This is a genomic window from Bradyrhizobium sp. SEMIA (genome assembly GCF_014844175.1).
In the GTDB taxonomy this organism is placed as follows: Bacteria; Pseudomonadota; Alphaproteobacteria; order Rhizobiales; family Xanthobacteraceae; genus Bradyrhizobium; species Bradyrhizobium arachidis.
The window spans coordinates 1,795,627-1,822,429 of sequence record NZ_CP046601.1 but is presented as its reverse complement, the minus strand read 5'-3'; the positions used below and the strand labels follow the sequence as shown (position 1 = coordinate 1,822,429).

The window sequence follows — 26,803 nt, the reverse complement described above, 5'->3', positions numbered from 1 at the left end:
GTAAGCGCGGCCATAATCATTGAGGGTTTGGGGACATCATGCTGCGGCTGCAATCGGCACTCGGCATTTTCGCATTGCTGCTGCTCGCCTATGCGTTGGCGGAGAATCGGCGCGCGTCTCGCTGCGGCAGGCCGCGATCAGCCTTGTCGTGACCTTCTTCACCGCGCTCGTGCTGTTGAAGCTGCCTGTCGTCGCGCACGCCTTCGGCGCCATCAACGACGCGGTCGGCGCGATCTCGGCGGCCTCGCGCGCCGGCTCCGCCTTCGTGTTCGGCTATGTCGGCGGCGGCACCCTGCCCTTCGACCTCAAGGTCCCGGGGGCCGATTTCATCCTGGCTTTCCAGGCGCTGCCGATCGTGCTGGTGATGAGCGCGCTGACGACGCTGCTGTTCTATTGGCGCGTGCTGCCTCCGGTCGTGCGCGGCATGGCCTGGCTGCTGGAGCGCACGTTAGGGGTCGGCGGCGCGGTAGGCCTGTCGACCGCCGCCAACATCTTCCTCGGCATGGTCGAGGCGCCGCTGTTCGTGCGGCCGTACCTGAAGCAGATGACGCGCAGCGAATTGTTCCTGGTGATGACCGGCGGCATGGCCGGGATCGCCGGCACGGTGCTGGTGCTCTATGCGACGCTGCTGGCGCCGCTCATCCCCGACGCAGCCGCCCATTTCGTCATCGCCTCGGTGCTGGGCGCACCCGCCGCGATCCTCGTCAGCCTGATCATGGTGCCGGAGACAAGTGACAGGCGCACCGGCGGCGCGCTCGAGGATCCCGACATGGACGTCGCCAGCACGATGGACGCGATCGTGAAGGGCACCACCGCCGGCCTCGAGCTGCTGCTCAACATCGTCGCGATGCTGCTGGTGCTGGTGGCGCTGGTCTATCTCGTCAACGCCGCGCTCGGATTGCTGCCTGATATCGGCGGCGCCGCGATCTCGCTGCAGCGTCTGCTGGGCCTCGTGATGGCGCCGGTGTGCTGGCTGATGGGGCTGCCGTGGGACCAGGCGATCACCGCCGGCAGCCTGATGGGCACCAAAACCGTGCTCAACGAACTGATCGCCTATGTCGATCTGTCAAAACTGCCAGCCGATGCGCTCGATCCGCGCTCGCGCCTGATCATGCTCTACGCGATGTGCGGCTTTGCCAATTTCGCCAGCCTCGGCATCATGATCGGCGGCTTGGGCGTGATGGCGCCGGAGCGGCGCGAGGAGATCAATGCGCTCGGACTGAAATCGATCGTATCAGGCACGCTGACGACGTGTCTGATGGGGGCGGTGGTGGGGGTGCTGAGCTAGCTCTCTCCACTCGTCATTCCGGGGCGCGCATAGCGCGAGCCCGGAATCCATCTCGCGACACGCATTGCCGCCTGATGGATTCCGGGCTCGCGACTTCGTCGCGCCCCGGAATGACAGCAAACTCCCGCTCAACCGCACAATTTGTGCTTCTGCAAGATGCGACGCACGTCGGCCATCTTGGCACCGCACGGCTCGGCCGCCATTGCCTTCGCCTCGCTGGTCCGTCCCTGCACCATCAGCAACACCGCCATCAAGCCCTGCGCCCCGGAGCGCACCGGCCCGCCCGCCACATCCGAGGCTGCGAGCGACATGGCGGCCCGCACTTCCGCCTCGGCGGCACCGAGATTCTCCTGCTCCAGGAAATAGACCGCACGGAAAAAATGTGCCCGCGGGTCTTTCGGGTAGCGCGTGACCAGATCGAAGGACCGGTCAGCCACCTTGGTACCCTTGTCCGGGTATTCCGATATTCGGACATACTGCCTGGCGTCGGCCATGTAGGACGCATAATGAGCAGCGGCGAAGCCGGCGCAGATCAGAGATCCGACGCATCCTGCGAGTAACGTCATGCTCGCGCTCCGCGGCAGGCTGTCATAGGAACGGAAGAGAAGCCACGGCATGATGGCCAGCACACCGCCGGCCAGCGCACCACCTGCATGGGCAAAATAGTCGACATTGCCAGAGGCGCCAAAGGCAAGCGGCAGCAGCGCGGGAACGCCGAAGAAGAGCGACGTCTTCAGTCGCGATATCGTCTGATCGGCGTCCGCTTCCGGATCGAAGCTCGAGACGAACAGCGCGGCGATGAGCCCGGTAATGGCGCCGGACGCACCGACGCCTGGCTGGCCGGGCGCATTGCCGAGGAGCGACCCCGCCTCGCCGACCAGCGCACTGGCAACAAAGATCAGCGCAAACCAGCCACGGCCGATCAGAGGCTCCAGCCTGACGCCGACGATGAACAGCGCAATGCAGTTGCCGATGAGGTGCCAATCGCTGCCGTGCAGAAGCGGCGCAAGGCCAATCCGCCACCACTCTCCCCTTCCAACAACCAGATCGTAGCTGGTCGCGCCGTAAGCGATCAGCGAGCGGACATCGAGTGAGCCGTCGCGCGCAACGTCGATGGCCAGACTGCGTTGCAGGGCGAAGATCAGCAGCAGACCGAAGATCAGGCCAATGGTGAGGAAGGGGATATCGGCCAGCAGCTTGTTGTCGGCAAAGAACGTCCCCTCGCTGGGCAATGGCCGAGGCGCGATCGGCGCGGCCACGGGTTGAAGCGATGCGCGTTGAAACGATCCACTTGGTGGTGGCGCCACGACGCCGCGTCGGCCAAAAGTGTTGGTCGCCATGAAAGCATGTCCTGCATGTTCACAGCCCTGAGTTGACGCGAGGAATATTCTCGACTGGTTACCACCAGCGCTGCAGGTGGCTGGAACCTTTCAACTAGTAACGGTCCGGTTTCTCGGATCGCGTGGATTTTAGGGATTATCGCGCGCTGTCATTCCGGGGCGCGACGAAGTCGCGAGCCCGGAATCCATCAGGCGGCAGCACACGCGGTGAAATGGATTCTCGCGCTGCGCGCGCCCCGGAATGACGGCTGAGAGAGCGTGCCTACGCCTTCAGCTCCACCGTCTTGAACTCTGCCGGCAAGATCACCTCCAGCAGCTCCACATCGTCCGAATAATCCAGGATCATGTGCTTGATCTTCGGCGGCTGGGTCCAGGCGCTGCCTTCCTTCATCAGGCTCTCGCCCTGGCCGTCCATGTAGGTCTTCACCCAGCCCTTGAGCACGTAGACCATCTGGAATTCGACGTCGTGGAAGTGCAGCTTCGAGACCTCGTCCGGATTGCAGGGACCCTGCAGGCGGATCACATGGGCCTGCGCGAGGCCGTGGGTCGCATCTGAAATGCCGAGGTCACGGTATTTGGCGTAGGTGCGCAGGCCGTCGGCTTTGAAATCCTCCTCGCGGTGATGGCTGATGGCGATGCGCTGCTTGGGGCGGGCAGGCTTTTTCGGAGCCGCCGTGCGGGCCTTCGCCTTCACTGCCTTGCGCGCCGTGGATCGCGCTGCAGCCTTGGTGCCGCTCCGCTTCTTGATCGCGGTCTGCGCAGCGCTGCGCGATTTTGCTTTCTTGCTTGATTTCTTGGCCATGGGCCGCCTCCCGTTGTTGTTATGGGCGGAGGCTAGCACAGAACGAAGGTCCGTAGGATGGGTAGAGCTCTTGCGAAACCCATCATCTCTCGGCCTGCCAAGGCGATGGGTTTCGCTTCGCTCTACCCATCCTACGCAGCTCCAACGCGAATATCGTAGGGTGGGCAAAGCGACTTGTCTGCCATAGCTCGAAGAGCGACGGCGGAAGCGTGCCCACGTTCCGCGCGTGTTCGGAGAGAGATGGTGGGCACGGCGCGCGAAGAGCGCGCCTTTGCCCACCCTACGCGACCGGTGTTCGCCTCAATGCAGCCGGAACACGCCGTCCACGGCGCGCAGCTCGGCGGGCTTGATCAGCTTGGAATGGGCGACCGTGACCGAATGCAGCGGGCCATCGAGCTTCTCCTGCCAGAAGGCCAGGAAGTCGGTCAGCGCCGGAAATTTCGGAAACATGTCGTAGTTCTGCCAGACATAGGTCTGCAGCAGCGACGGGTGATCCGGCATCCGGTAGAGAATTTGTGCCGTCGTCAGCCCGTAACCCAGCATCTGTTTCCGGAAATCCTCGGAAACGCCCCCAACGCGCAGTCCCATGCCAAACCTCCTTTGCAGGAGCGCATTCGGGGAGTGGCTTGATCGGTGCCCCGGGAGCCACCCGGAAACGATGCGCTCACATGAGAGAAATGTGACGCAAACTGACAATCCATCTCAAGCCCAAAAGTTTAACAAGCTGTTGAAATTCAAAGCGTTAGCAGCAGATGCGCCCCCGTGCTAATACGGCCTCCACGAGGCCCTCGCGTTCGTTAACGATGGTAAAGAGATTCTGGCACTTGGGCCTTCTGAGTGCCGATTTTTCTGCTAGAAGCCCTTGCCCCCGCAAAATTCCTGTCCTATTTCAGCCTCGCCCGTGCTAGCACTCGCGGGCAACGATTGCTAACAATCTCAAAATCCTCAACTCGTGCAAATGTTTAGGAGGACTGCATGAAATTCCGTCCGCTTCACGACCGCGTCGTGGTCAAGCGCATCGACGCAGAAGAGAAGACCGCAGGCGGCATCATCATTCCCGACACTGCCAAGGAAAAGCCCTCCCAGGGCGAAGTCGTCGCCGTTGGCCCGGGTGGCCGCGACGAAGCCGGCAAGCTGATCCCGATCGACCTGAAGGTCGGCGACCGCGTGCTGTTCGGCAAGTGGTCCGGCACCGAAGTCAAGATCGACGGCGTAGACCTGCTGATCATGAAGGAAAGCGACATCATGGGCGTCCTCGACGTCCCCGCTTCCAAGAAGAAGGCGGCCTAAGAGCCCCTCTCTCCCTCCAGTCAACATCCTCAAGGAAAATTCCAGATGGCAGCCAAAGAAGTCAAATTCTCGGTTGAAGCGCGCGACAAGATGCTGCGCGGCGTCGACGTTCTCGCCAACGCGGTGAAGGTCACGCTCGGTCCGAAGGGCCGCAACGTCGTGCTCGACAAGTCGTTCGGCGCTCCCCGCATCACCAAGGACGGCGTCACCGTCGCCAAGGAGATCGAGCTCGACGACAAGTTCGAGAACATGGGCGCCCAGATGGTGCGCGAAGTCGCCTCCAAGTCCGCTGACGCGGCCGGCGACGGCACCACCACCGCCACCGTGCTGGCCCAGGCGATCGTGAAGGAAGGCGCGAAGTCGGTCGCCGCCGGCATGAACCCGATGGACCTCAAGCGTGGTATCGACCTCGCGGTCGAGGCCGTCGTTGCGGACCTCCAGAAGAACTCCAAGAAGGTCACCTCGAACGAGGAGATCGCCCAGGTCGGCACCATCTCGGCCAACGGCGACCAGGAGATCGGCAAGTTCCTCTCCGACGCCATGAAGAAGGTCGGCAACGAGGGTGTCATCACCGTCGAGGAAGCCAAGTCGCTCGAGACCGAGCTCGATGTCGTCGAGGGCATGCAGTTCGACCGCGGCTACATCTCGCCCTACTTCGTCACCAACGCCGACAAGATGCGCGTTGAGATGGACGACGCCTACATCCTCATCAACGAGAAGAAGCTCTCCTCGCTGAACGAGCTGCTGCCGCTGCTCGAGGCCGTGGTGCAGACCGGCAAGCCGCTGGTCATCGTCGCCGAGGACGTCGAGGGTGAAGCGCTCGCGACCCTGGTCGTGAACCGCCTGCGTGGCGGCCTGAAGGTCGCGGCCGTCAAGGCTCCGGGCTTCGGCGATCGTCGCAAGGCCATGCTGCAGGACATCGCGATCCTGACCGGCGGCCAGGCGATCTCGGCGTCACCCTGAGGTGGCCGCTTCTTCAGCGGCCCTCGAAGGGCGACGGCCCGGCTCTCTCTGCGCGGCTGCAGCGGTGGCCGCTCATCCTTCGAGGCTCCCCATGGGACGCTCTGCGTCCCACGTCTCGCACCTCCAGCGACATCCGCTTCGCGGTTGCGCAGGGATGACGGATTGAGCACACACTATGCCCGCCCTACCTCGCCTCGTCCGCCACCATCCGCGCTACGACGCGGTCGCGGCGGATGAAGTGGTGCCAGAGGGCGGCGACCACGTGAAGCGTGATCAGCGCGAGCAGCACATAGGCAAACAGGATGTGGCGGTCCTCATAGGCGTTCGCCGCCGTACGATCCGGCGTGGTGAATTGCGGCACGTGAAACAGGCCGAAGAAGTCCGAATAGTCCGGCGAGTGCGCGCCGGAATGCGCCCAGCCGAGCATGATGACGACGATCACGGCGAGATAGAGCGCGCCGTGGCTGATGCGGGCGGCGAGCTTCTGCCAGGGCTGGCTGTCGGCCGGCAGTGTCGGCGTCGGGTTGATGACGCGCCAGACCAGGCGCAGCAGCGTGAGCAGCAGGATCACATAGCCGATGTCGGCATGGATCGAGCGATAGAAGAAGCGGTCCGGCCGCGCCGGGATGTGGTTCATCCACCAGCCGAAGCCGATCATGCCGACGATGGCCAGCGCCAGGATCCAGTGCAGCCACCGGGAAACGCTGCCCCAGCCGGCATTTGTGTTTCTGATCATGTCAGCCCCCGGAATTTTGCGGATATGCCCCCGATCCGCAGTGCAATATCGCTGCCTGATAGCGGGACAATGCGGCAAACGCGAAATTGAATCGTTCCAAATTGCCGGCGCAGGCGGCCCGCCGCAAAACCGCCCCAAAAACCGAATGGTAACCATGGCGGGCTAGGGTAAAGCTGTGACCAATTCCTCGACGATCCTGGTGTTCGATTCCGGCCTTGGCGGGCTCACGGTGCTGCGTGAGGTCGTGGCCGCGCGCCCGGACGCGCATTACGTCTACGTCGCCGACGACGCCTTCTTCCCCTACGGCCACCACAGCGAGGACGAGCTCGTCGCCCGCGTCGTGCCGCTGATGGGGGAGCTGATCGGCACCCATGATCCTGACCTCGTCGTCATCGCCTGCAACACGGCGTCCACCCTGGTCCTATCGCATTTGCGCGCCGCTTATTCCCTGCCCTTCGTCGGCACCGTGCCGGCGATCAAGCCGGCCTGCGCGCAGTCGAAGACCCGCCGCGTCTCGGTGCTCGGCACCAAGGGCACCGTGAAGCGCGAATACACCAAGGCGCTGATCCGCGATTTCGCGCAAGGCTGCGAGGTGACGCTGGTCGGCTCGCCCGAACTCGCTTCGCTAGCCGAAGCCGAGCTGAGCGGTCATCCGATCAGTGACGACGCCATCCGCGCCGAGCTCGCGCCCTGCTTCGTCGGCGAGGAGGCGGGCGCGCGCACCGATACGGTCGTGCTCGCATGCACCCATTACCCGCTGTTGCTCGACCGGCTGAAGAAGCTCGCGCCCTGGCCCGTCGACTGGATCGACCCGGCCCCCGCCATTGCCCGCCGAGTCTCCGACCTTCTCGGCGCGAGCGTCAGCGGCATCGCGCAGTCCGGCGCCGAGATGATCTTCACCTCGAACCGCGTGCATGGCCTTTCCGCAACCTTGACGCCGTTCTTCGGCGGGCGCGCGGTGGCCTGACTTTTCGCAGACACGGCGCGCTGCTAGGCTTTGCCGTCGTCATCTCTGCGCAGGTCATCCCATGCCGGTCCCCGCAAAGCCGCTCAATCGCCTCCGCCAATTGTGGAGCGAGGGCCGTCCCGCCTTCGGCGCGATCGCGACCATCCCCAGTGTGCAGATGGTGCAGATCATGGCGCGCTCGCTCGACTGGATCATCGTCGATCTCGAGCACGGCCCGATCGGCCTCACCGAAGCGCATGCGATGATCGCGGCGACGACAGGCACGCCGTGCACGCCCCTGGTGCGGATTGCGGCGAACGAGCCGTGGCTTGCGAAAGCGCCGATGGACATCGGCGCCTTCGGCATCAATTTCCCGATGATCACCAATCGCGACGAGGCCGAGAAGGCGGTGCGTAGCGTACGCTACCCGCCGCGCGGCGATCGGCTCTGGGGTCCATTCCACGCACCGTTCCGCTGGGGCCAGTCGATGCCTGATTATATGGCTTCTGCCGACGACGAGATGATCTGCATGGTCACCATCGAGCATGTCGATGCCGTCAACCGCATCGACGAGATCATGGCGACGCCCGGCATCGACGTCGCCGTGATCGGGCCCGGCGATCTCGCCACCTCCATCAACAAGCGCGGCCGGATGGACGATCCGGAATTGCTGGAGCTGGTCGCCCGCGCGGAAGCTGGCATCCTCAGAAGCGGCGTGCCGATCGGCGGCGTCGCCCGCACCGCCGACCAGGCCAACGAGCTGATCGACCGCGGCTACCGCGCGATCGCGCTCGGCTTCGACTGGTCCCTCTTCCAGCGCGGCATCATGGCGGCGTTCGACGGGATCAGGCGCTGAGCAGCCGATTACCACCTTGCCGGGAACTGCCGCGCTGCTAGGGTCGGCGGCTCCAGGGAGGAAAAACAACCATGCTCAAGAAGACTTTGCTCGCTCTGTCCTTCGCAGGCCTTGCCTTTGCGGCCTTTGCCCAGCAGCCCGGCATCAAGCGCACCCCGCTCCAGAAGGTGGAATTTCCAGACGGCTACAACACCATCACCGCGATCGCGGAAGTCCCGGCGGGCGGCGCGGCCGGACGCCATACCCATCCGGGGATCGAGACCGGCTACGTGCTCGAAGGCGAGTTGACCCTCCTCATCGATGGTCAGCCGGACAAGACCCTGAAAGCCGGCGATTCCTACCAGATCCCGGCAGGCGTCGTGCACGACGCCAAGGCTCATGGCGATAAGTCCATGAAAGTGCTTGGAGTTTACGTCGTCGACAAGACCAAGCCGTTGGCCTCGCCGGCGCCCTGATGCGGCGAACCGACTGCTCCCGAGCGGGTTGGTTCGTGCTAGAGCAGGCGGCGAGCGGGACCCCGCCCGCCGCCCAAATTTTCATCCACGGGAACCGAAAGAGCCGATGCGCGGGACGCCCAAGACCATTTCGCTGCGGCGCCGCCTGATTTGCGACCTCATGCACGCCTCGATGGACGTGCCGTTCGTCTCGCTCTCCCGTTCGCTCAATGTCCGCCCCCTGCTGGAGGCCCGCGCGGGGGCGATGGCGCCCGCCGGCTGGGCCGCGATGTTCGTGAAAGCCTTTGCCCTGGTCGCCAGGAACGAGCCGGTCCTGCGCACCGTCTATGCCAAATGGCCCCGGCCGACGCTCTACGAGCTCCCTCATAGCGTTGCGTCGGTGGCGATCGCCCGGGCCGATGACGGCGAGGAATGCGTGATGCCGCAGCGGATCGCGGCTCCCGAGGCCATGACGCTGGCGGCGGTCGATGCCGAGATCCGGCGCGCCAAGACGGCCCCGGTCGACGATGTTCCGATGTTCCGCAAGATCATGCGCGCCACCCGCCTACCGCTGCCATTGCGGCGGCTGTGCTGGGCCGTGGGCCTCAATTTCGGCCGGCAGCGCGGCAACTGGTTCGGCAGCTTCGCCGTGAGCTCGGTGGCCGCCTATGGCGGCGGCGAGCTCCACCCGATCACGCCCGGCCCCTTCATCGTCAGCTATGGGGTGGTCGAGGGCGACCAGACCATCCATGTCGTGATCCGCTGGGACCACCGGGTGACCGACGCGGCCCCCGTCGCCCGGGTCCTGACCCGGCTGGAACAGGTCCTAAACACTGAAATCGCTGCCGAATTACGGACGGCCGGGCCAAAGCCGATCCGGGCGGTCGGGACATAGGTACGTCGTTCCGGGGCGGCTCGCAGAGCCGAACTCGGAACCTCGAGATTCCCAGGTGCGCAATTGCGCACCATAGTTCGCTCTACGAGCGCCCCGGAATGACGGGCTAAAGAATTGACAGCGAACCCCGAACTCCCCTAAAAGCCGCCTGCTCGCGGGCCGATTTCGGCCCGCGAAGCGTTTCGCGACCCGTGGTCGGCTCCCTCTAGCTTTGGGGATCGGACCTGTCGGTGCCGGGATCATCCCGTCACACAGGAGGGCGCGTTTCCTCAAACCATGCAACCGAAGAGGACGCGATGACTAAGCGCAGTGAGGCGAAGTACAAGATCGATCGCCGTATGGGCCAGAACATCTGGGGCCGCCCGAAGAGCCCCGTTAACCGCCGCGAATACGGCCCCGGCCAGCACGGCCAGCGCCGCAAGGGCAAGCTCTCGGACTTCGGCGTGCAGCTGCGCGCCAAGCAGAAGCTGAAGGGCTACTACGCCAACATCAGCGAGCGCCAGTTCCACGGCATCTATGTCGAGGCGAGCCGCCTCAAGGGTGACACCGGCGAGAACCTGATCGGCCTCCTCGAGCGTCGTCTCGACGCGGTCGTGTACCGCGCCAAGTTCGTCTCCACGATCTTCGCCGCCCGCCAGTTCATCAACCACGGCCACGTCAAGGTGAACGGCCGCAAGGTCAACATCTCGAGCTACCAGCTCAAGGTCGGCGACGTGATCGAGGTCAAGGAAGCCTCCAAGCAGCTCACCCACGTGCTCGAAGCCAGCCAGCTGCCCGAGCGCGAGGTCCCCGACTATCTCGAAGTCGACCACGGCAAGATGACCGCCAAGTATGTGCGCATCCCCGGCCTCTCCGACGTGCCGTTCCCGGTGCAGATGGAGCCGCATCTGGTCGTCGAATTCTATTCGCGCTAAGATCTGAATATCGAAAGGCCCCGGTTCGCCGGGGCCTTTTTGCTTAAGAGCCACACTTCAGTGGCCGTTATGCCTTCAGGAGGCGTCGCATGGTCTACACCCCTCCCCCGATCGATCCCAAGGCGCCGCCGGTGCGCATCAATCTGCTCTCGGATACGCAGACCAAGCCGACGGCTGCGATGCGCGAGGCGATGGCGCGGGCGGAGGTCGGTGACGAGCAGGTCGGCGACGATCCGACCGTGAATGCGCTGTGCGAGCGCGTTGCGGATCTGCTCGGCAAGGAAGCGGCGGTCTACATGCCCTCGGGCACAATGTGCAACGTCACCGCGACGCTGGTGCATTGCCGTCCCGGCGACGAGATTCTGGCGCATGAGACCGCGCACATCATCGCCCGCGAAGGCGGCGCGCATGCCGCGATCGGCGGTTTTCAAGTGACGCAGCTCAAGGGGCCCGACGGCCAGTTCACGCCGGAGACCTTTCGCAAGGCGCTGCATCCGCGCACACGCTACCAGCCGCCACAGACCGTCGTCAGCGTCGAGCAGACCGCCAATATCGGCGGCGGCACGATCTGGAAGAAGGCCGCGCTCGACGAGATCGTCGCGATCGCGAAACAGCACGGCCTCGTCACCCACATGGACGGCGCGCGCCTCCTCAACGCCACCGTCGCGAGCGGCATCTCCCCACGCGACATGACCGCGGGCTGGGATTCGGCCTGGATCGATTTCTCCAAGGGCCTCGGTGCGCCGATCGGCGGCGTGCTCGCAGGCACGCGCGCCTTCATCGACGCGGTCTGGCAGTGGAAGCAGCGCCTCGGCGGCTCGATGCGGCAGGCCGGCGTTTGCGCCGCCGCCTGCATCTACGCGCTCGACCATCACGTCGACCGCCTCGCCGACGACCACGCCAATGCGCGCGCGCTTGCCCGCGGTCTGTCGCAGATATCAGGCATCGAGGTGCAGGAGCCCGAGACCAATCTCGTGTTCTTCAGGCCGGACGGCGCCGGCGTTGCCGGCGACAAGATGGTCGCGGCGCTGCGCCAGCGCGGCGTCACGCTCGCGATGATGGACGGCCGCATCCGCGCCTGCACCCATCTCGACGTCAATGCGAGCCAGGTCGAGGAGACGATCGGGTATGTGCGCGAGATCGTGCGCGGTGCATGAGTCCCGTAGCCCGGATGGAGCGCAGCGAAATCCGGGGCAGTCTTTCTGTCGGCGCTAATCCCGGATTACGCTTCGCTCTATCCGGGGCTACAAGGCAGCACCCTCGCGCTCACCGCCCCATCGCCTGATAGATCAGCGTCTTCAGCGCCAGCTGAATCCGGCCGCGCTGCGACGGCGTCTGCACCATGAAGATCCCGAACAGATCGTCCTCGGGATCGATGAAGAAGAACGTGCCGCCGACGCCGTCCCAGCGATATTCGCCGAGCGGCCATGAGGTGCCTGATGGCACCGAAGTACGGACGGCGAAGCCGAGGCCGAAGCCGCTCGTCCCGCCCGGATAATAGTTCTGGTCGTGCCCGATCCTGGTCTCGGGCCCGATATGGTCCGACGCCATCAGCGCGATGGTCTCGGGCTTGAGATAGCGGCGGCCGTCATACGTGCCGCCGTTCAGCAGCATCTGCGCGAAACGGGCGTAGTCGCCGATCGTGCCGACCATGCCGCCGCCGCCCGACTCCCATTTCAGCGGCAGCCTGATGTCGCGCACCTGCGTCGTCGGATTGATGTTGCGATCCGCTGGCATCGGCTCGGCAATACGCGCGAACTTTTTGGGATCGGCGACGAAGAACGCGGTCTCGCTCATGCCGAGCGGATCGAGCAGCCGCTCCTTCTCGAACTGCAGCAGCGTCTTCCCCGAGACCACCTCGACGACGCGGCCGAGCACGTCGGTGGAATAGCCGTAATCCCACATCGTGCCGGGCTGCTCGACCAGCGGCAGCGTGGCGATCTTCGCGGCGAACTCGGCATTGCTGAGATTGCTGTTGAAGAGATTGGCCTCGGCATAGAGCTCGCGCACCATGCCACCCCCGACATAGCCGTAAGGCAGCCCGGAGGTGTGGCGCATCAAATCCTTGATCGTGACCGGACGATTCACCGGCTCCTGCACCAGCGAAACCTTGCCGTCCTCGGCCTTCGTCTCGACGCCGACCTTCATCGTGCCAAAGGCCGGAATGTACTTGGCGACGGGATCGTCGAGCGAGAGCTTGCCCTCCTCGACCAGCATCATCGCCATCACGGATGTGATCGGCTTCGACATCGAATAGAGGCGGAAGATCGTGTCCGCGCTCATCGACAGCTCGGTCGCAACGTCGCGGACGCCGAAATTCTCGTAATAGACCGGCTTGCCATGCTGCTGGAGCAGCAGGATCGCGCCTGGAAACGTGCCGGCGGCGATCTCGCTCCGGATGTAATCCGAGACCTTTGCCAAACGTTCGGGCGACAGATTGTGTGCGCCACGCCCCTCCGAGCCCGCCTGCGCACCGACTGCACCCGACAAAAGAACGAGCGCCGCAATCAGCGTGCGGCGCCCGAACCTGTCAATTCTCCATGGCTTCATAGACCAACTGCTTCAATGTCCGCTGCACGCGCTGGCGCTCGGTGGGGGTCTGTTCGAGCAGGACGAAGAACATGTCCTGCTTGGGGTCGATCACGAAATAGCAGCCGGAGGCGCCGTCCCACTTCAATTCCCCGAGATCGCCGGGCGGCGGCGGCTTTGCGTTGCCGGGATCGGTGCGGACCGCGAGCCCAAGGCCGAAGCCGAAACCATCGCCGGGGAAGTAGAAATAGTCGCGATCGACGCCTGATTTCGGCCCGATCTGGTCGGTCACCATCAGCTTGAACGTCTCGGGCTTGAGGATGGTCTTGCCGTCCAGACTGCCGCCGTTGAGCAGCATCCGCGCAAAGCGCTCATAATCGGCCATGGTCGTGACCATGCCGCCGCTGGCGAACAGGATCTTCTTGACGACGGTCGGATCGTTGATCCGGCCAACCCGGAAATCACTGTCGTTCGGCACCGGCTGCGCCAGTAGCTTCTGCTTGTCGGGGTCGGTGACGAAGAAGCCGGTATCGACCATGCCGAGCGGACCGAGCAGCGTTTCCTGCTCGATATCGAGCAGCGGCTTGCCTGCCGCGACTTCCATCACGCGCGCCAGAATGTCGGTGGAATGGCCGTATTGCCAGAGCGCGCCCGGCTGATTGTGCAGCGGCAGCTTGGCGATGCGCTCGGCGAACTCGGCGAGGTCGAAATCGCCGTCATAGATCTTGGCGTCGCGATAGGCCTTGCGGACCAGGCTGTCGCCATAGAAGCCGTAGGTGACGCCCGAAGTATGCGTCATCAGATCCTTCACCGTCATGGGGCGGTTCGGTGGCACCAGCTCGAGCGACTTGGTACCGTCGTCAGCCTTCTTCTCGACGCCGACCTTCACATTGGCGAAGGACGGGATGTACTTGGAGACGGGATCGTCAAGCTTGATCTTGCCGTCCTCGAGCATTTTCATCGCGACCACCGAAGTGATCGCCTTGCTCATCGAGAACAGGCGGAAGATCGTCTTGTCGGTGATCGGCGCTTTGCTGACCACATCCTTCACGCCGAAGGCTTCGTGATAGACCGGCTTGCCGTGCTGCTTGATCAGCACGGTTGCGCCGGCGATCTTGCCGGTCGCAACTTCGTTCTTGAAGAAGTCGCTGATCTTGCCGAGCTTCTCCTGGTTGAAGTGCGCGCCGGCCGGAATCTCGTAAGTGCCCTCGGCGCGCGCGAACGACGTCGCACTCAACGACACCAGCGCGCTGCAAACCAGCGCACGCAATCCAGATTTTGAAATCATATCCCCTCCCCGGAACATGGCCAGCCGGAGTGTACCGGCCGCGCCATCAGGCACAAGGGCTGGCGTAGCGCGCCAAAACGTCCGTATGGAGGGCGGCGCTCGCCTCCGAGAAACAGCAGAATATGACGCGGCCGACCAGCGGCGCGGCCGGCAGGGCGTCAATGGTCGTATGGACCGCGATCTTCGCGGCCCGGTCGGCCGGAAAGCGGTAAATACCAGTCGAAATCGCGGGGAATGCCACCGAGGTCAGCTCGTGCTTGCCGCACAGCTCCATCGAACGGCGATAGCAGGAGGCGAGCAAATCATCCTCGCCGATTGTGCCGCCATTCCAGACCGGCCCGACGGTGTGGATCACATGCGCGGCCTTGAGGCGGTAGCCCTTGGTGATCTTGGCATCGCCGGTCTTGCAGCCGTGGAGCATGCGGCATTCGGCGACGAGCTCGGGCCCGGCCGCCCGATGGATCGCACCATCGACGCCGCCCCCGCCAAGGAGCGACGAATTTGCGGCGTTGATGATGGCGTCAACGCCGAGTGTGGTGATGTCGGCAACGATGACCTCGAGCTCCGCGCCGCCAATCCGGCGCGTCAGCGCGGTCACGCCTCAGGCCGCGACAGCGACGCCCTTCTCGGTGAAGAGCTGCTGCAATTCGCCGGCCTGGAACATCTCGCGGACGATGTCGCAGCCGCCGATGAACTCGCCCTTCACATAGAGCTGCGGGATGGTCGGCCAGTTCGAATATTCCTTAATGCCGTTGCGCAGCTCGGCGGATTCGAGAACGTTGAGGCCCTTATAGCCGACGCCGATGTGGTCGAGGATCTGGACGACCTGGCCGGAGAAACCGCACTGCGGAAATTGCGGCGTGCCCTTCATGAACAGAACCACGTCGTTCGACTTCACTTCGTTGGCGATGAATTCCTCGATGCTCATATCCGTGTCCTTCTGGGGCGGAGCCCTCAACGATTCCCTCGGGCCGGCTCAGCCGATCTAACCCGATCCTTGCCTATATATGTAGCCCAAACCGTTGTGCATCCAAAGTAAAATGGCGGCGACGGCCGGCCGGGACCGCCCCGGGCCGATGGGCTGATGACACTAATATTAACGGCGGGGAGGACTTTTATCCCGTAACGGAGGCCCCATCTAGGACGAACCTCGGTTTTGGAACCGGGCAACGCCAACAACGTTCTCTTGTTCTGTCTGGAGAAAAACGTGACGAAAACAGCCTCCGCCACGGCCACCGCCCCGCTTTCGTCACTGTCCTCCGCCCCCGGCAACCTCGCCCAGCGGCTCCAGGACGCGTATCTTGCCGTCCGCAACGAGACTGAGCGCCGGGCTGCCCCGCTGTCGCCCGAGGACCAGCAGATCCAGTCCATGCCGGATGCGAGCCCGGCGAAATGGCACCGGGCTCATACCACCTGGTTCTGGGAGCAGTTTCTGCTCGGCGAGCACGCCGCCGGCTACCGGCCCTTCCACCCCGACTTCGCCTTCCTGTTCAATTCCTATTACGTCAGCGCCGGGCCGCGTCATGCCCGCAATCATCGCGGCGACATCACACGTCCCAGCGCGGACGAGGTCGGCGCCTATCGCCGCCATGTCGATGCGGCGGTCGTCAAATTCTTCCGCGAGGCCGCTGAGGACAAGCTTCGCTCCGTCGCGCCGCTGGTCGAGGTCGGGCTCAACCACGAGCAGCAGCATCAGGAATTGATGTTCACCGACATCCTGCATGCGTTTGCGCAGAACCCGGTCTATCCGGCCTACGATGCGGACTGGCGCTTCCCGTCCGCGACCGGCAGCAGCGAGGACTGGCTGACGCTGAACGAAGGCATCCACACCGTCGGCCACGTCGACGACAGTTTTCATTTCGACAACGAGAAGCCGGCGCATCGGGCCCTCGTCGGACCGGTCAGGATCGCCCGCAATCTCGTCACCAATGCCGAATGGCTCGCCTTCATGCGCGACGGCGGCTACGCGAAAGCAACGCTGTGGCTCATGGACGGCTTTGCCGCGGCCAGCAAGGAAGACTGGCAGGCGCCCGGCCATTGGCGCGAGGTCGATGGCGGATGGCAGGTGATGACGCTCGCTGGCCTCAAGCCGGTCGATCCGGACGCGCCGGTCTGCCACATCAGCTACTACGAAGCCGATGCCTTCGCGCGCTGGGCCGGCAAGCACGTGCCGACCGAGATGGAATGGGAAGTCGCGGCTCGCACGGGCCAGCTCAACGATGCCTTCGGCATCGTCTGGCAGTGGACGCGTTCTTCGTACTCGCCCTATCCCGGCTATCGCGCCGTCGAAGGCGCGCTTGGGGAATATAACGGCAAGTTCATGGTCAATCAGCTGGTGCTGCGCGGCTCCTCGCTTGCGACTCCCGAGGGCCACCGCCGTATCACCTATCGCAACTTCTTCTATCCGCACCACCGCTGGCAGTTCACGGGCCTGCGGCTCGCCCAGTACGACTAGTTCTTATCCGACGACAATGCGCGCCGGACAGCGCGTTCAGGAGAGTATCATGAATGTGCACGCCAGCGCTTTGGCTGAAGCCCATCTGCCCGACGAACAGACCACCGCTTTCGCTCGCGAGGCCATCGAGGACCTCTCGCAGCAGCCGAAAAAGCTGTCGCCGAAATATTTCTACGACGCGACCGGCTCGGAGCTGTTCGAGGCGATCACGAAGCTTCCGGAATATTACCCGACCCGCACCGAGCTATCGATCCTGAGGGAGCGCGGCAGCGAGATCGCAAAGATCATTCCGGAGCACGCGGCGCTGGTCGAGTTCGGCGCCGGCGCGACCACGAAGGTGCGCCTGCTGCTCAACCATTGCAAGTTCTCAGCCTATGTCCCCGTCGACATCTCCGGCGACTTCCTGACGGCGCAGGCCAACGGCTTGAAGCGGGATTTTCCGGCGCTCGGCATCTATCCCGTCGCGGCCGACTTCACCACGCCGTTCGAACTGCCCAAGGCTGTCGCGTCGATGCCCAAGGTCGGCTTCTTCCCGGGCTCGACCATCGGCAATTTCGAGCCGCAAGAGGCGCAGGCCTTCCTGAAGAGTGCCCGCCAGATCCTGGGCAAGGGTGCGCAGATGATCATCGGCGCCGATCTCGAGAAGGACGAGCGCGTGCTCTTCGATGCCTATAATGACGCCGCTGGTGTCACCGCGCGTTTCAACCTCAATGTGCTCGTGCGCATCAACCGCGAGCTCGGCGGCAATTTCGATCTCTCCGCCTTCACCCACCGCGCGATCTACAATCGCGAGCGGCACCGCATCGAGATGCACCTGATCAGCAAGAAGAGCCAGACCGTGCGCCTGCTCGGCACCAGCTTCTCCTTCCGCCCGGGCGAGAGCATCCACACCGAGAACAGTTATAAATACAGCATCGAGCGCTTCGCGGCGCTGGCGCACGGCGCCGGCTGGCGCGTGCGCGAGAGCTGGACCGATGCGGCCAAGATGTTCTCGGTGCACGCGCTCGAGGTCGCGGAGTAAACGCTTCGGCCGTCACTTGCGGCGCATCCTTCGAGACGCCCGCCTTCGGCGGGCTCCTCAGGATGAGGACGGAGTGCGGGGCAGCAGGTTCAACGGGTACCTATGCTGATTAGCCTCGTCCTGAGGAGACCACGCAGCGGTCGTCTCGAAGGACGAGGCGTGCACTCCGGCCGCCCGCGCTCTAACGCTCCTCAGCCTCCTCCGCCGTCGACCCCAGCGACACCGACTCCCAAACCGCGACCACGATCATGATCACGCTGGTCGCGACCGACAGCCAGAGCGGCGAGAGGTCGGCGGCGAACCACCATAGCGCCAGCAGCAGGATGATGCCGATGCCGTGCGAGAGCTGGAGGAAGCCGCGGATCGAGTGCTTGAACAGGATGGTGCCGATCAGGAACAGCAGGGGACCGCCGATCGTGCTCATGATGGTGCGCAGATCGGAATGGCCGGTCGGATGCTTCAGCACCAGCTCGTCCGAGACCGCGGTCAGGATGATGCCGGCGACGATCGGCATGTGCAGATAGGTATAGGCGAGCCGCGCCAGGCGGCCGGATTCGGCGGATTTCGAGATGCGCTCGGAGCCGGCTTCGGCGCCCTTGTGGAAATAGACCCACCACATCGCGATGCTGCCGACCAGCGCCGCAACGAAGGCCAGGATATTGTCCGCGGTCCACTCCAGCTCGGCAAAGGTCGCGCCGTTGACGACGATGGCTTCACCGAGCGCGATGATGATGAAGCCGGCGCAGCGTTCGGCCATGTGGCCGCCCTCGACGGCCCAGGCCTCGACCGACGAGAAGCCCAGCTTCGGCACCCAGAAGCGGACCGCCGGCGAGACGTACTCGATCGTGAGCGCCACGATCCAGAACCACAGCCGCTGCTCCCCATGCGCGAGGCCACCGAGGATCCAGAATACCGCGGAGCCGCAGAGCCAGACCAGGATCCGGATCGCATTGTGCCGCACCGCAGTGCGGTGGCGCGGGGTTGCGAACATCCAGAACGCGGTGCGTCCAACCTGCATGGTCGCGTAGGCGATCGCGAACCACAGGCCCCGCCCCTCGAAGGCGGTCGGGATCGTCGTCGACAGCACGAGCCCGCCAAGCATCATCAAAAAGAGCAGGATGCGGACCGGCGTCAGCTCGGGATTGAGCCAGTTGGTGACCCAGGCGGTGTAGACCCACACCCACCACACCGCGAGGAACAGCAGCGTGACCTCGACCGCGCCGAGCGGCGTGAAATGGTGCAGCAGCGTGTGCGACACCTGCGTGATCGCAAACACGAAGACGAGGTCGAAGAACAGCTCGGCATTGGTGACGCGGCTGTGCTGGTTCGGCACGATGACGCGAAACATCGCGCCGCGCGGATTGTCCGCAGCCATCGTCGTCCCCCGTCGCGCTGGTCAGATCAGGTGCTCGTCAATCAGGCCCAGTCGGGTCAAGTCCCCGGCACCCCGGTCTGCAGCGCCAGCGCATGCAGCACGCCGCCCATCTGGCCGCGCAGGGACTGATAGACGATCTGGTGCTGCTGGACGCGGGACTTGCCGCGGAAAGATTCCGAGATCACGGTCGCGGCGTAGTGGTCGCCATCGCCGGCGAGGTCTCGGATGGTCACCTCGGCATCGGGGATTGCTGCCTTGATCATCGCCTCGATATCGTGGGCGTCCATGGGCATTCGGGTCTAGCTCCTTAATCTCGGCTTGGATCAAGCCTCACCGTCGAATCGCTGCCGGGGTCCCCTCGCCGGCAGGGACAAACTTAGCGTGAACGGGCTTCTGCGTCACGCTTTCCGGCACTATATCCCTCATCCCATCAGGATAAAGGCACGACAAAGTGCCGCGCGCGGCAGATTGATCGAAAAGGCGTGAAATCATGAAGCTTCCAGGGCCCGACCACCCCATCACCATCACCCAAAACCCCCGGCGCGTCCGCGTCACGGCGGGCGACATCGTGATCGCCGAGACCAGCAGGGCGCTGACCCTGAAGGAGGCCAAATATCCGGCAGTGCAATATGTGCCGCGGGAGGACGCCAACATGGCGCTCCTGGAGCGCACTAACCGCGTCACGCACTGTCCCTACAAGGGCGATGCGAGCTATTACAGCGTCAAGGCCAACGGCGAGACGCTGGACAACGCGATCTGGACCTATGAGACGCCCTACCCCGCGATGACCGAGATTTCCGGCCATCTCGCCTTCTATCCGGACAAGGTGAAGATCGAGGAAGTGGGGTAAGCTCATAGGTGCTGTGACCCCGGGGACGACACGGATCGCCTCCCCGCGTCAACTCAAGGCACGCGATGCCGCGCAAGGCCGCAAGACTGATTGGGGTCTCGTTGCTGGGATTGGCCGGCGTCCTCGTTATCGTGGCCGCTGCCGGGCTGGGTGTTCGTGCCTATCGTCAGCATCTTGCTGCCGAAACTCTCGCGATCCGCTCGCCGAACGGCGTGCAGGAGGGTGCATACGTCGACATCGGCGGCATCAAGCAATGGATCCAGATCCGCGGCGAGGATCGGGACAACCCGGTTCTCCTGTTCGTCCACGGCGGGCCTGGAGGCTCCACCTTGCCGATCTCGTCGGGGTGGCGCCCCTGGGAAAAGCATTTCACCGTTGTCCAATGGGACCAGCGCGGCGCCGGCCGCACCTATGGCGCCGCTGGAGAAGATGCGCTTGCGCCAACCATGACGTTGGAGCGAATGACGCAGGACGGCATCGAGCTGGTCGAGTATCTGCGAAACCATCTACACAAGGACAAGATTGTCCTGGTCGGGCATTCCTGGGGCTCGTTCCTGGGCATTCACATCGTCAAGCAGCGCCCGGATCTGTTTTATGCCTATGTCGGCACGGGACAGGTGGTCGGCAGGGTGACATTCGAGAAGTCATTCGAACTTGCGATCACGCATCTGCAAGAGTTGGCGCAGTCCGCAAGCAACAGCGAGGCCCTGGCGGAGTTGGCGCCAATCGTTGCGCGACCTCAGATTACGCCACAGAACCGACTGGTTGCAGACAAATGGAGCAAGTCACTGGGGCTGCCCTCGATCGAGAGCTTCCAGTTGGCGGGCCCCGTCCCACCCACATTTATGCCGGATTTCTCGCTGCTCGACTGGTACAACTGGCGCAAAGGCATGACCTTCTCCGCAAAATATCTGCGCGGACGAGAAGGCCCCATGTTCAAGCGCGACGTCGCCGCACTGGGGCTCGCATTTCCGATCCCGGTGGTCTTCATTGAGGGCGATGCGGACTACAACACGCCGAGCGGGCCGGCCGAACAGCTCTTCAATCAGATCATCGCTCCGCATAAGGAATTCGTCCGGGTACGCGGCGGGGGTCATTTCATTCCATTCGATCGTCCCGACGAGTTCTTGGCGGAACTGGTCGCCTACGTCAGACCTCTCGTGCCAAATTGAACGGCCGGCCTGAGGGCCGGCACGTCCTGTCAGGTGTCGCGTCAGCCCGGCTACGCCCTGAAGATCGTGAGCCCGAGGATCAGCAGCACCAGGAAGATCACGACGAAGATATAGAACAGGAAGCGGGCGATATCGGCGGAGGCGGCCGAGATGCCGGTGAAGCCGAGCACGCCGGCTACGATCGAGACAAGTAAGAAGATCAGCGCCCATTTCAGGATCGTCATCGGCAGCTCCAACTCTGGTGCCGTTTGCTCGCGGCCCTCAACGCTTCCGGCAACCCTAACTTCGCTGTGCGGAACTGGTTCCTGACGGCTTGGCACTGCCGCGGCCCGGCACAAACGGCGCTTGCTGAATCGGGTTCCCGGCGGCACAGTCGTCGGGGGGTAGGAACGCAGGGCGGCCATGATCACGATGTCACATTCCGCGACGATCGGCGCAGAGGCGCATGCCGCGCCGAAGGCCAAGGTGCGCAACCTGTCGCTCGACCGCGCCCGCACCTTCCTGACGCTGGTGGTGCTGCTGCACCACGCCGTCATTCCCTACACCCATTTTGGTCACACCGATCCGGCGTCCTGGATCGGTTTCGACGTCGTCGTGCTCGCCACCGACAGCTTCTTCATGGCGATGTTCTTCTTCCTGTCCGGCCTGTTCACCTGGCCGGGCATTGCGCGCAAGGCGCCGTCGGTCTTCCTGCGCGACCGCCTGCTGCGGCTCGGGCTGCCGTTCGTGATCGCGGCTCTCACCGTCATCCCGCTCGCCTATTACGCGATCGCGCTGCGGCAGGATCCGGAGCTGAGCTTCGCTTCGTTCTGGTGGAAGACGGTCACGGTGGGTCCGTGGCCGAGCGGCCCGATCTGGTTCGTGTGGGTGCTGCTGGCGTTCGACCTGACCGCGAGCCTGCTCTACCGGGTCTCGGCGCATCTGGTCGATCCCGGCAACCGCGTCTCGCTGCGCGGATTTGAGCAGCCCGCCGTGTTCTGGCTGATGCTCGCCGCCGTGAGCGTCATCGTCTATCTGCCCGCGCTGGTCTATTTCGGTACCAACAAATGGTTCGAGTTCGGGCCGTTCTCGGTGCAGGCGAGCCGCATCCTGCTCTACTTCGCCTATTTCTTCATCGGCGCCAGCGTCGGCGCGGCGAATTTCGATCGCGGCATCCTGAGCGCCGAGGGGCAACTGCCGAAGAGCCGCTGGCTATGGGTGATCATTACGCTGATCCCCTACTGCCTGATGTGGTGCATGATCTACATCAAGCGGGAGATCCTCGGTAATCCCGGTCACCTGCCGCACTGGTACCATGTGTTCTACGGCACGTTCTTCGTATTGTTCTCGGCCTCGATCCTGCTCGCGATCCTCGCCTTCTTCCTGCATTCGAAGGCGCCGGGCCCGACCCTGCTCGACCGCATGCAGGCGGATGCCTACGGCATGTTCCTGGTGCACTACCCGATCGCGCTGTGGATCCAGTACGCGCTGTACGACTACGGGCTGCCCGCGATCGTCAAGGCCGCGATCGGCTTCGTGCTCACGGTGATCCTGAGCTGGGGCCTGACGGCGGGATTACGGAAGATTCCAGGCGCCTCGCACGTGTTGTGAGGCACGGCGTCTCCACTCGTCATTGCGAGCGCAGCGAAGCAATCCAGAGTCCTCCGCCGAGACAGTCTGGATTGCTTCGTCGCTTTGCTCCTCGCAATGACGGAGTGTGTGGCGGCCGCCTTACGCCGCCTTGCCGCCCATATACTCCGGCAGCCAGCGCTCGAATGACTTCCGCAGCGCCTCGATCGTAACCGGCGCCTCGCCCGCGATCGCGATGGCGTCGCCGCCGGTGGTGCCGATGCGTACGCAGGGCACCTCGCAGCCGCGCATCTTGGCAAGCACGCGGCCGGCTTCGGTTTCCGGCACGGTGACGAGATAGCGCGCCTGGTCCTCACCGAACCAATAGGCCTGCGAGACCAGCGAAGTCGGCGCCGCCAGCAGCTTTGCGCCGATGCCGCCCGCCATCGCCATCTCGGCGAGTGCGATCAGAAGACCGCCGTCGGAGAGGTCGTGCACCGCGGTCGCCGTGCCCGCATGGATCATGCCGCGCACGCAATCGCCATTGCGCTTCTCGGCGGCGAGATCGACCGGCGGCGGCGCGCCTTCCTCACGACCGCAGATGTCGCGCAGATAGACGGACTGGCCGAGCCAGCCGTGCGTTTCGCCGATCAAGAGGATCGCCTCGCCTTCGGCCTTGAATGCGAGCGAGGCCGACTTGGTGAAGTCGTCGAGCAGGCCGACGCCGCCGATCGACGGTGTCGGCAGGATGGCGCGGCCATTGGTCTCGTTGTAGAGCGAGACGTTGCCGGAGACGACCGGGAAGTCGAGCGTGCGGCAGGCTTCCGAGATGCCCTTCAGGCAGCCGACGAACTGGCCCATGATCTCGGGCCGCTCAGGATTGCCGAAGTTGAGGTTGTCAGTGATCGCGAGCGGCTTGCCGCCGACCGCGGTGATGTTGCGCCAGGCTTCCGCCACCGCCTGCTTGCCGCCCTCGAACGGGTCCGCCTCGCAATAGCGCGGCGTGACGTCGACGGTGAGCGCCAACCCTTTCGGCCCGTCCTGCACGCGCACCACGGCGGCATCGCCGCCCGGGCGCTGCATGGTGTTGCCGAGGATGACGTGGTCGTACTGCTCCCAGACCCAGCGCTTAGAGCACATATCCGGCGTGCCGATCAGCTTCTCCAGGGCAGCGCCGACGGCCATCGGCGCCGGCACGTCGCGCGCATGCACGATCGGCAGCGCGGCTGATGGGATGTGCGGGCGGTCATAGACCGGCGCCTCGTCGCCGAGCTCCTTGATCGGAAGGTCGGCCATGACGTCGCCGCCATGCTTGACGACGAAGCGCTTGCTCGGCGTCGTGTAGCCGACGATCGCAAAATCGAGCCCCCACTTCGTGAAGATCTCCTCGGCTTCCTTTTCCTTCTCGGGCTTGAGCACCATGAGCATGCGCTCCTGGCTCTCCGAGAGCATCATCTCGTAGGCGCTCATGCCGGTCTCGCGGGTCGGCACCGCGTCGAGATCGAGATCGACGCCGAGGTCGCCCTTGGCACCCATCTCGACCGCCGAGCAGGTCAGGCCGGCCGCACCCATGTCCTGGATCGCGATGACGCAGCCCTTCTCCATGATCTCGAGGCAGGCTTCGAGCAGCAGCTTCTCGGCGAAGGGATCGCCGACCTGCACGGTCGGGCGCTTCTCCTCGGACTTGTCGTCGAACTCGGCCGAGGCCATCGAGGCGCCGTGGATGCCGTCGCGCCCCGTTTTGGAGCCGAGATAGACGATCGGCATGTTCACGCCGGAGGCGGCCGCATAGAAGATCTTGTCGGCATCGGCGAGGCCCACCGCCATCGCGTTGACGAGGATGTTGCCGTCATAGCGGGTGTGGAAGCGCACCTGGCCGCCCACCGTCGGCACGCCGAAGGAATTGCCGTAGCCGCCGACACCGGCGACGACGCCGGAGACCAGATGGCGCGTCTTGGCATGCTCGGGCGCACCGAAGCTCAGCGCGTTGAGGCAGGCGATCGGGCGCGCGCCCATGGTGAAGACGTCGCGCAAAATGCCGCCGACGCCGGTGGTCGCGCCCTGATAGGGCTCGATGTAGCTCGGGTGGTTGTGGCTCTCCATCTTGAAGACCACGGCCTGGCCGTCACCGATGTCGATCACGCCGGCATTCTCGCCGGGGCCCTGGATCACCCAGGGCGCCTTGGTCGGCAGGCCGCGCAGATGGATGCGCGAGGATTTGTACGAGCAGTGCTCGTTCCACATCGCCGAGAAGATGCCGAGCTCGGTGAAGGTCGGCTCCCGCCCGATCAGCTTCAGGATGCGCTCATATTCGTCGGGCTTGAGCCCGTGGGCGGCAACCAGTTCAGGGGTGATCTTGGGTTCGTTCTTCATGGATTCGGGGCTTTCCGGCGGCGGTTTGGCCGTTCTTAGGAACATCGGATGGCTTCGAAAAGCCCTTTATGACGCATTTTCCCGCTGTCCCACGTTTTGCGGCCGGTGGCCTTGCGGGAACAGGAATTGCACTGCGGGATCGGATCGGATTTAAGGGCTAAAGACCCGTAATTGAAGGCCCATTTCCTTGCACGAATTGACCAAAACGGCCGCTTCCCCCCGCCCCGACCTGCATGTCGCCACGGAAGGGGAATTTGCGGGCTGGCAAACCTGGATCCGCGACAGCTTTGAGACCCATGTCGGCCCCTTCTGGCACCGCCTGGAGGCGGACGGCAGCGTCCGCTGCGCCTTCCGGGTCGAAAAGAAGCACCTGAACGGCTCCGGCAACGTCCATGGCGGCTGCTTCATGGCCTTCGCCGACTATTGCCTGTTCGCGATCGGCCGCCACGCCCTGAACGGCAAAGGCGTGACCGTCAATTTCGGCTGTGAATTCCTCGATGCGGGCCACGAGGGCGAGCTGATCGAGTGCACCGGCGAGGTCACCCGCGCCGGCAATTCGCTGATCTTCCTGCGCGGGCAGATGCGGAGCGGCGAGCGCCTCCTGTTCACCTTCTCCGGCACGATCAAGCGGGCGAAGTGGAAGTCGGCACCTCCGCCAAACGCATAGCTCACGCCTTCCCTTCCGGCGCCCCCTCGCCCAGACTTCGGCTCGCGCGGTCGCGCCGGGGAGCCAGAACAAGGTGCCGCAGAGCACATCGCCGACGGGGCGCGCAGCGGCCTCGGTATTGCCGTCCAAGCCCGCCGCCGGCGCGCGCAGCTGGCGCGACTACGCGCTGCTGCTCGCGCCGGCCTGCTGCTGGAGCTCGACCTATCCGCTGGCCAAGCTGGCGCTTCCCACCATCCCGCCCATCACCTTCATCTCGGCACGCTCGCTGATCGCGGCCGCGTTCCTGTTCGCGATCCTGTGGATGCGCGGCACCAGGATTCCCACCGACGCAAAAGCCTGGAAGCTGTTCGCGACCCAGCAGCTGATCAATTCGACCTTCCCGTTTCTGATCATCACCTGGGCGCAGCAATATGTGCCGGCCTCGAACACGGTGGTGCTGGCCTCGACCACGCCGATCTTCGCTTTCCTGATCACCTCGCTGATCACACGCCACGAGCCGGCGACGCTGCTCAAGCTCGCGGGCGCGATTTTGGGACTCGCCGGCACAATCGCCATCATTGGGCTCGACGCGCTCCGCGGCTTTGGAAGTGACATCATCGCCGAGATCGGGATCCTGCTCGCCACCATCTCCTTTGCCTGCGCCACGATCTTCGGCCTGCGGCTGTCCGAATACGACCCGATGGTGGTGGCCGCCGGCTCGCTCTTGTTCGGCGGTCTCGTGCTGTTGCCGCCCGCGGTGATCATCGATCAGCCCTGGACGCTGCATCCGACGCCGACCGCGATCGTGGCCACCATCGTCATGGGGCTCGTCTCCAGCGCGCTCGGATTGATGCTGTTCTACGTCTGCCTCGGCCGGCTCGGCACGCTGACGACAAACGCGCAAGGCTATTTGCGCATCCCGATCGGCGTCGGACTTTCCGTTCTGCTGCTCGGCGAGAGCGTGCCGTCGAACCTGGCGCTGGGGCTATTGCTGGTGATGGCCGGCGTCGCCGCGATGACGGTGCCGGCGGAGCGGCTGAAGGGGCGGTAGCGTAAAAGGCCGTGCCTGGCTTCACCCGCCT

26 protein-coding genes and 2 pseudogenes are annotated in these 26,803 nt (G+C 64.3%); 16 read left to right on the top strand and 12 right to left on the bottom strand.

What is annotated here, in order from left to right; genetic code table 11:
* The first annotated feature begins 38 nt into the window (after window positions 1–38).
* Window positions 39–1,288 (top strand): annotated as a pseudogene (locus FOM02_RS08715) (NupC/NupG family nucleoside CNT transporter).
* A 128-nt stretch (window positions 1,289–1,416) separates the two neighbouring features.
* On the opposite strand, the gene FOM02_RS08710 reads toward FOM02_RS08715, so the two are convergent.
* From FOM02_RS08710 to FOM02_RS08700, 3 genes are all read right to left on the bottom strand, one after another.
* Window positions 1,417–2,547, bottom strand: coding sequence for a rhomboid family protein (locus tag FOM02_RS08710; RefSeq protein ID WP_265441640.1), 1,131 nt, complete (start codon window positions 2,545–2,547; stop codon window positions 1,417–1,419).
* Window positions 2,548–2,890: 343 nt separating this feature from the next.
* Window positions 2,891–3,430 carry a cupin domain-containing protein gene (locus FOM02_RS08705; protein WP_027560137.1) on the bottom strand — a complete coding sequence of 180 codons (540 nt, stop codon included), beginning with the start codon at window positions 3,428–3,430 and terminating at the stop codon, window positions 2,891–2,893.
* Window positions 3,431–3,730: 300 nt separating this feature from the next.
* Window positions 3,731–4,018, bottom strand: a complete 288-nt coding sequence (locus FOM02_RS08700) for an usg protein (RefSeq protein WP_027560138.1) — start codon at window positions 4,016–4,018, stop codon at window positions 3,731–3,733.
* Window positions 4,019–4,405: 387 nt separating this feature from the next.
* Between FOM02_RS08700 and FOM02_RS08695 the strand changes: the two genes are divergently transcribed.
* Both FOM02_RS08695 and groEL read left to right on the top strand, forming a co-directional pair.
* Window positions 4,406–4,720, top strand: a complete 315-nt coding sequence (locus FOM02_RS08695) for a co-chaperone GroES (protein WP_014494241.1) — start codon at window positions 4,406–4,408, stop codon at window positions 4,718–4,720.
* A 45-nt stretch (window positions 4,721–4,765) separates the two neighbouring features.
* A pseudogene (gene groEL / locus FOM02_RS08690) lies at window positions 4,766–5,671 on the top strand (chaperonin GroEL); the annotation flags it as partial.
* Between the two features lie 196 nt (window positions 5,672–5,867).
* Here groEL and FOM02_RS08685 read toward each other — a convergent pair.
* Window positions 5,868–6,419: a cytochrome b gene (locus FOM02_RS08685; RefSeq protein WP_027560223.1), complete on the bottom strand. Its 552-nt coding sequence runs from the start codon at window positions 6,417–6,419 to the stop codon at window positions 5,868–5,870.
* Window positions 6,420–6,594: 175 nt separating this feature from the next.
* Between FOM02_RS08685 and murI the strand changes: the two genes are divergently transcribed.
* The 6 genes from murI (at window position 6,595) to FOM02_RS08655 (ending at window position 11,621) form a co-directional block, all read left to right on the top strand.
* Complete coding sequence (gene murI / locus FOM02_RS08680) at window positions 6,595–7,386, top strand: glutamate racemase (RefSeq protein ID WP_265441638.1); 792 nt, start codon at window positions 6,595–6,597, stop codon at window positions 7,384–7,386.
* A gap of 61 nt (window positions 7,387–7,447) precedes the next feature.
* Entirely contained in the window at window positions 7,448–8,221 is a 774-nt protein-coding gene (locus tag FOM02_RS08675; protein ID WP_092213505.1) for an HpcH/HpaI aldolase family protein, read from the top strand.
* 71 nt (window positions 8,222–8,292) lie between these two features.
* Window positions 8,293–8,676, top strand: a complete 384-nt coding sequence (locus FOM02_RS08670) for a cupin domain-containing protein (RefSeq protein ID WP_027560226.1) — start codon at window positions 8,293–8,295, stop codon at window positions 8,674–8,676.
* A 106-nt stretch (window positions 8,677–8,782) separates the two neighbouring features.
* Window positions 8,783–9,550, top strand: a complete 768-nt coding sequence (locus FOM02_RS08665; protein WP_265441637.1) for an acyltransferase — start codon at window positions 8,783–8,785, stop codon at window positions 9,548–9,550.
* Between the two features lie 296 nt (window positions 9,551–9,846).
* Window positions 9,847–10,464 carry a 30S ribosomal protein S4 gene (gene rpsD, locus FOM02_RS08660; RefSeq protein ID WP_027560228.1) on the top strand — a complete coding sequence of 206 codons (618 nt, stop codon included), beginning with the start codon at window positions 9,847–9,849 and terminating at the stop codon, window positions 10,462–10,464.
* A gap of 89 nt (window positions 10,465–10,553) precedes the next feature.
* A complete protein-coding gene (locus tag FOM02_RS08655) occupies window positions 10,554–11,621 on the top strand; it encodes a threonine aldolase family protein (protein ID WP_265441636.1) in 1,068 nt (355 codons plus the stop codon).
* Window positions 11,622–11,730: 109 nt separating this feature from the next.
* Here FOM02_RS08655 and FOM02_RS08650 read toward each other — a convergent pair whose 3' ends face one another.
* From FOM02_RS08650 to grxD, 4 genes are read right to left on the bottom strand one after another with little or no spacing between them, the layout of a single operon-like run.
* Window positions 11,731–13,014 (bottom strand): serine hydrolase domain-containing protein, encoded by a 1,284-nt coding sequence (locus FOM02_RS08650; RefSeq protein WP_265441635.1) that lies wholly within the window; start codon window positions 13,012–13,014, stop codon window positions 11,731–11,733.
* Window positions 12,995–14,281 carry a serine hydrolase domain-containing protein gene (locus tag FOM02_RS08645; protein ID WP_265441634.1) on the bottom strand — a complete coding sequence of 429 codons (1,287 nt, stop codon included), beginning with the start codon at window positions 14,279–14,281 and terminating at the stop codon, window positions 12,995–12,997. Before FOM02_RS08645 ends, FOM02_RS08650 begins: the two co-directional genes overlap by 20 nt.
* A gap of 46 nt (window positions 14,282–14,327) precedes the next feature.
* Complete coding sequence (locus tag FOM02_RS08640; protein ID WP_265441633.1) at window positions 14,328–14,879, bottom strand: O-acetyl-ADP-ribose deacetylase; 552 nt, start codon at window positions 14,877–14,879, stop codon at window positions 14,328–14,330.
* Between the two features lie 3 nt (window positions 14,880–14,882).
* On the bottom strand, window positions 14,883–15,209 hold the full coding sequence (gene grxD, locus FOM02_RS08635; protein ID WP_027560233.1) for a Grx4 family monothiol glutaredoxin: 327 nt from the start codon (window positions 15,207–15,209) through the stop codon (window positions 14,883–14,885).
* A 228-nt stretch (window positions 15,210–15,437) separates the two neighbouring features.
* Between grxD and egtB the strand changes: the two genes are divergently transcribed.
* Window positions 15,438–16,736, top strand: coding sequence for an ergothioneine biosynthesis protein EgtB (egtB, locus tag FOM02_RS08630; protein WP_265441632.1), 1,299 nt, complete (start codon window positions 15,438–15,440; stop codon window positions 16,734–16,736).
* Between the two features lie 49 nt (window positions 16,737–16,785).
* Entirely contained in the window at window positions 16,786–17,757 is a 972-nt protein-coding gene (gene egtD / locus FOM02_RS08625) for an L-histidine N(alpha)-methyltransferase (RefSeq protein ID WP_027560235.1), read from the top strand.
* Between the two features lie 181 nt (window positions 17,758–17,938).
* On the opposite strand, the gene FOM02_RS08620 is transcribed toward egtD, so the two are convergent.
* Together FOM02_RS08620 and FOM02_RS08615 are read right to left on the bottom strand one after the other, a co-directional pair.
* Entirely contained in the window at window positions 17,939–19,132 is a 1,194-nt protein-coding gene (locus FOM02_RS08620; protein WP_265441631.1) for a low temperature requirement protein A, read from the bottom strand.
* 56 nt (window positions 19,133–19,188) lie between these two features.
* Window positions 19,189–19,425, bottom strand: coding sequence for a BolA family protein (locus tag FOM02_RS08615; RefSeq protein ID WP_011088461.1), 237 nt, complete (start codon window positions 19,423–19,425; stop codon window positions 19,189–19,191).
* Between the two features lie 197 nt (window positions 19,426–19,622).
* Between FOM02_RS08615 and FOM02_RS08610 the strand changes: the two genes are divergently transcribed.
* Both FOM02_RS08610 and FOM02_RS08605 read left to right on the top strand, forming a co-directional pair.
* The gene (locus FOM02_RS08610; protein ID WP_027560237.1) at window positions 19,623–19,982 is read left to right on the top strand and encodes a DUF427 domain-containing protein; all 360 of its coding nucleotides are present in this window, start codon (window positions 19,623–19,625) and stop codon (window positions 19,980–19,982) included.
* Window positions 19,983–20,047: 65 nt separating this feature from the next.
* Window positions 20,048–21,154: an alpha/beta fold hydrolase gene (locus tag FOM02_RS08605; RefSeq protein WP_265441629.1), complete on the top strand. Its 1,107-nt coding sequence runs from the start codon at window positions 20,048–20,050 to the stop codon at window positions 21,152–21,154.
* A 50-nt stretch (window positions 21,155–21,204) separates the two neighbouring features.
* Here FOM02_RS08605 and FOM02_RS08600 read toward each other — a convergent pair whose 3' ends face one another.
* A complete protein-coding gene (locus FOM02_RS08600) occupies window positions 21,205–21,378 on the bottom strand; it encodes a DUF1328 domain-containing protein (RefSeq protein WP_027560239.1) in 174 nt (57 codons plus the stop codon).
* A gap of 178 nt (window positions 21,379–21,556) precedes the next feature.
* Between FOM02_RS08600 and FOM02_RS08595 the strand changes: the two genes are divergently transcribed.
* Window positions 21,557–22,744, top strand: coding sequence for an acyltransferase family protein (locus tag FOM02_RS08595; RefSeq protein ID WP_027560240.1), 1,188 nt, complete (start codon window positions 21,557–21,559; stop codon window positions 22,742–22,744).
* Between the two features lie 120 nt (window positions 22,745–22,864).
* On the opposite strand, the gene purL is transcribed toward FOM02_RS08595, so the two are convergent.
* Window positions 22,865–25,075 carry a phosphoribosylformylglycinamidine synthase subunit PurL gene (gene purL / locus FOM02_RS08590; RefSeq protein ID WP_265441628.1) on the bottom strand — a complete coding sequence of 737 codons (2,211 nt, stop codon included), beginning with the start codon at window positions 25,073–25,075 and terminating at the stop codon, window positions 22,865–22,867.
* 187 nt (window positions 25,076–25,262) lie between these two features.
* Here purL and FOM02_RS08585 point away from each other — a divergent pair, with 187 nt between their 5' ends.
* Complete coding sequence (locus tag FOM02_RS08585; protein WP_167380658.1) at window positions 25,263–25,742, top strand: PaaI family thioesterase; 480 nt, start codon at window positions 25,263–25,265, stop codon at window positions 25,740–25,742.
* Window positions 25,743–25,815: 73 nt separating this feature from the next.
* Window positions 25,816–26,772 (top strand): DMT family transporter, encoded by a 957-nt coding sequence (locus tag FOM02_RS08580; RefSeq protein WP_265441627.1) that lies wholly within the window; start codon window positions 25,816–25,818, stop codon window positions 26,770–26,772.
* Window positions 26,773–26,803 lie beyond the last annotated feature (31 nt).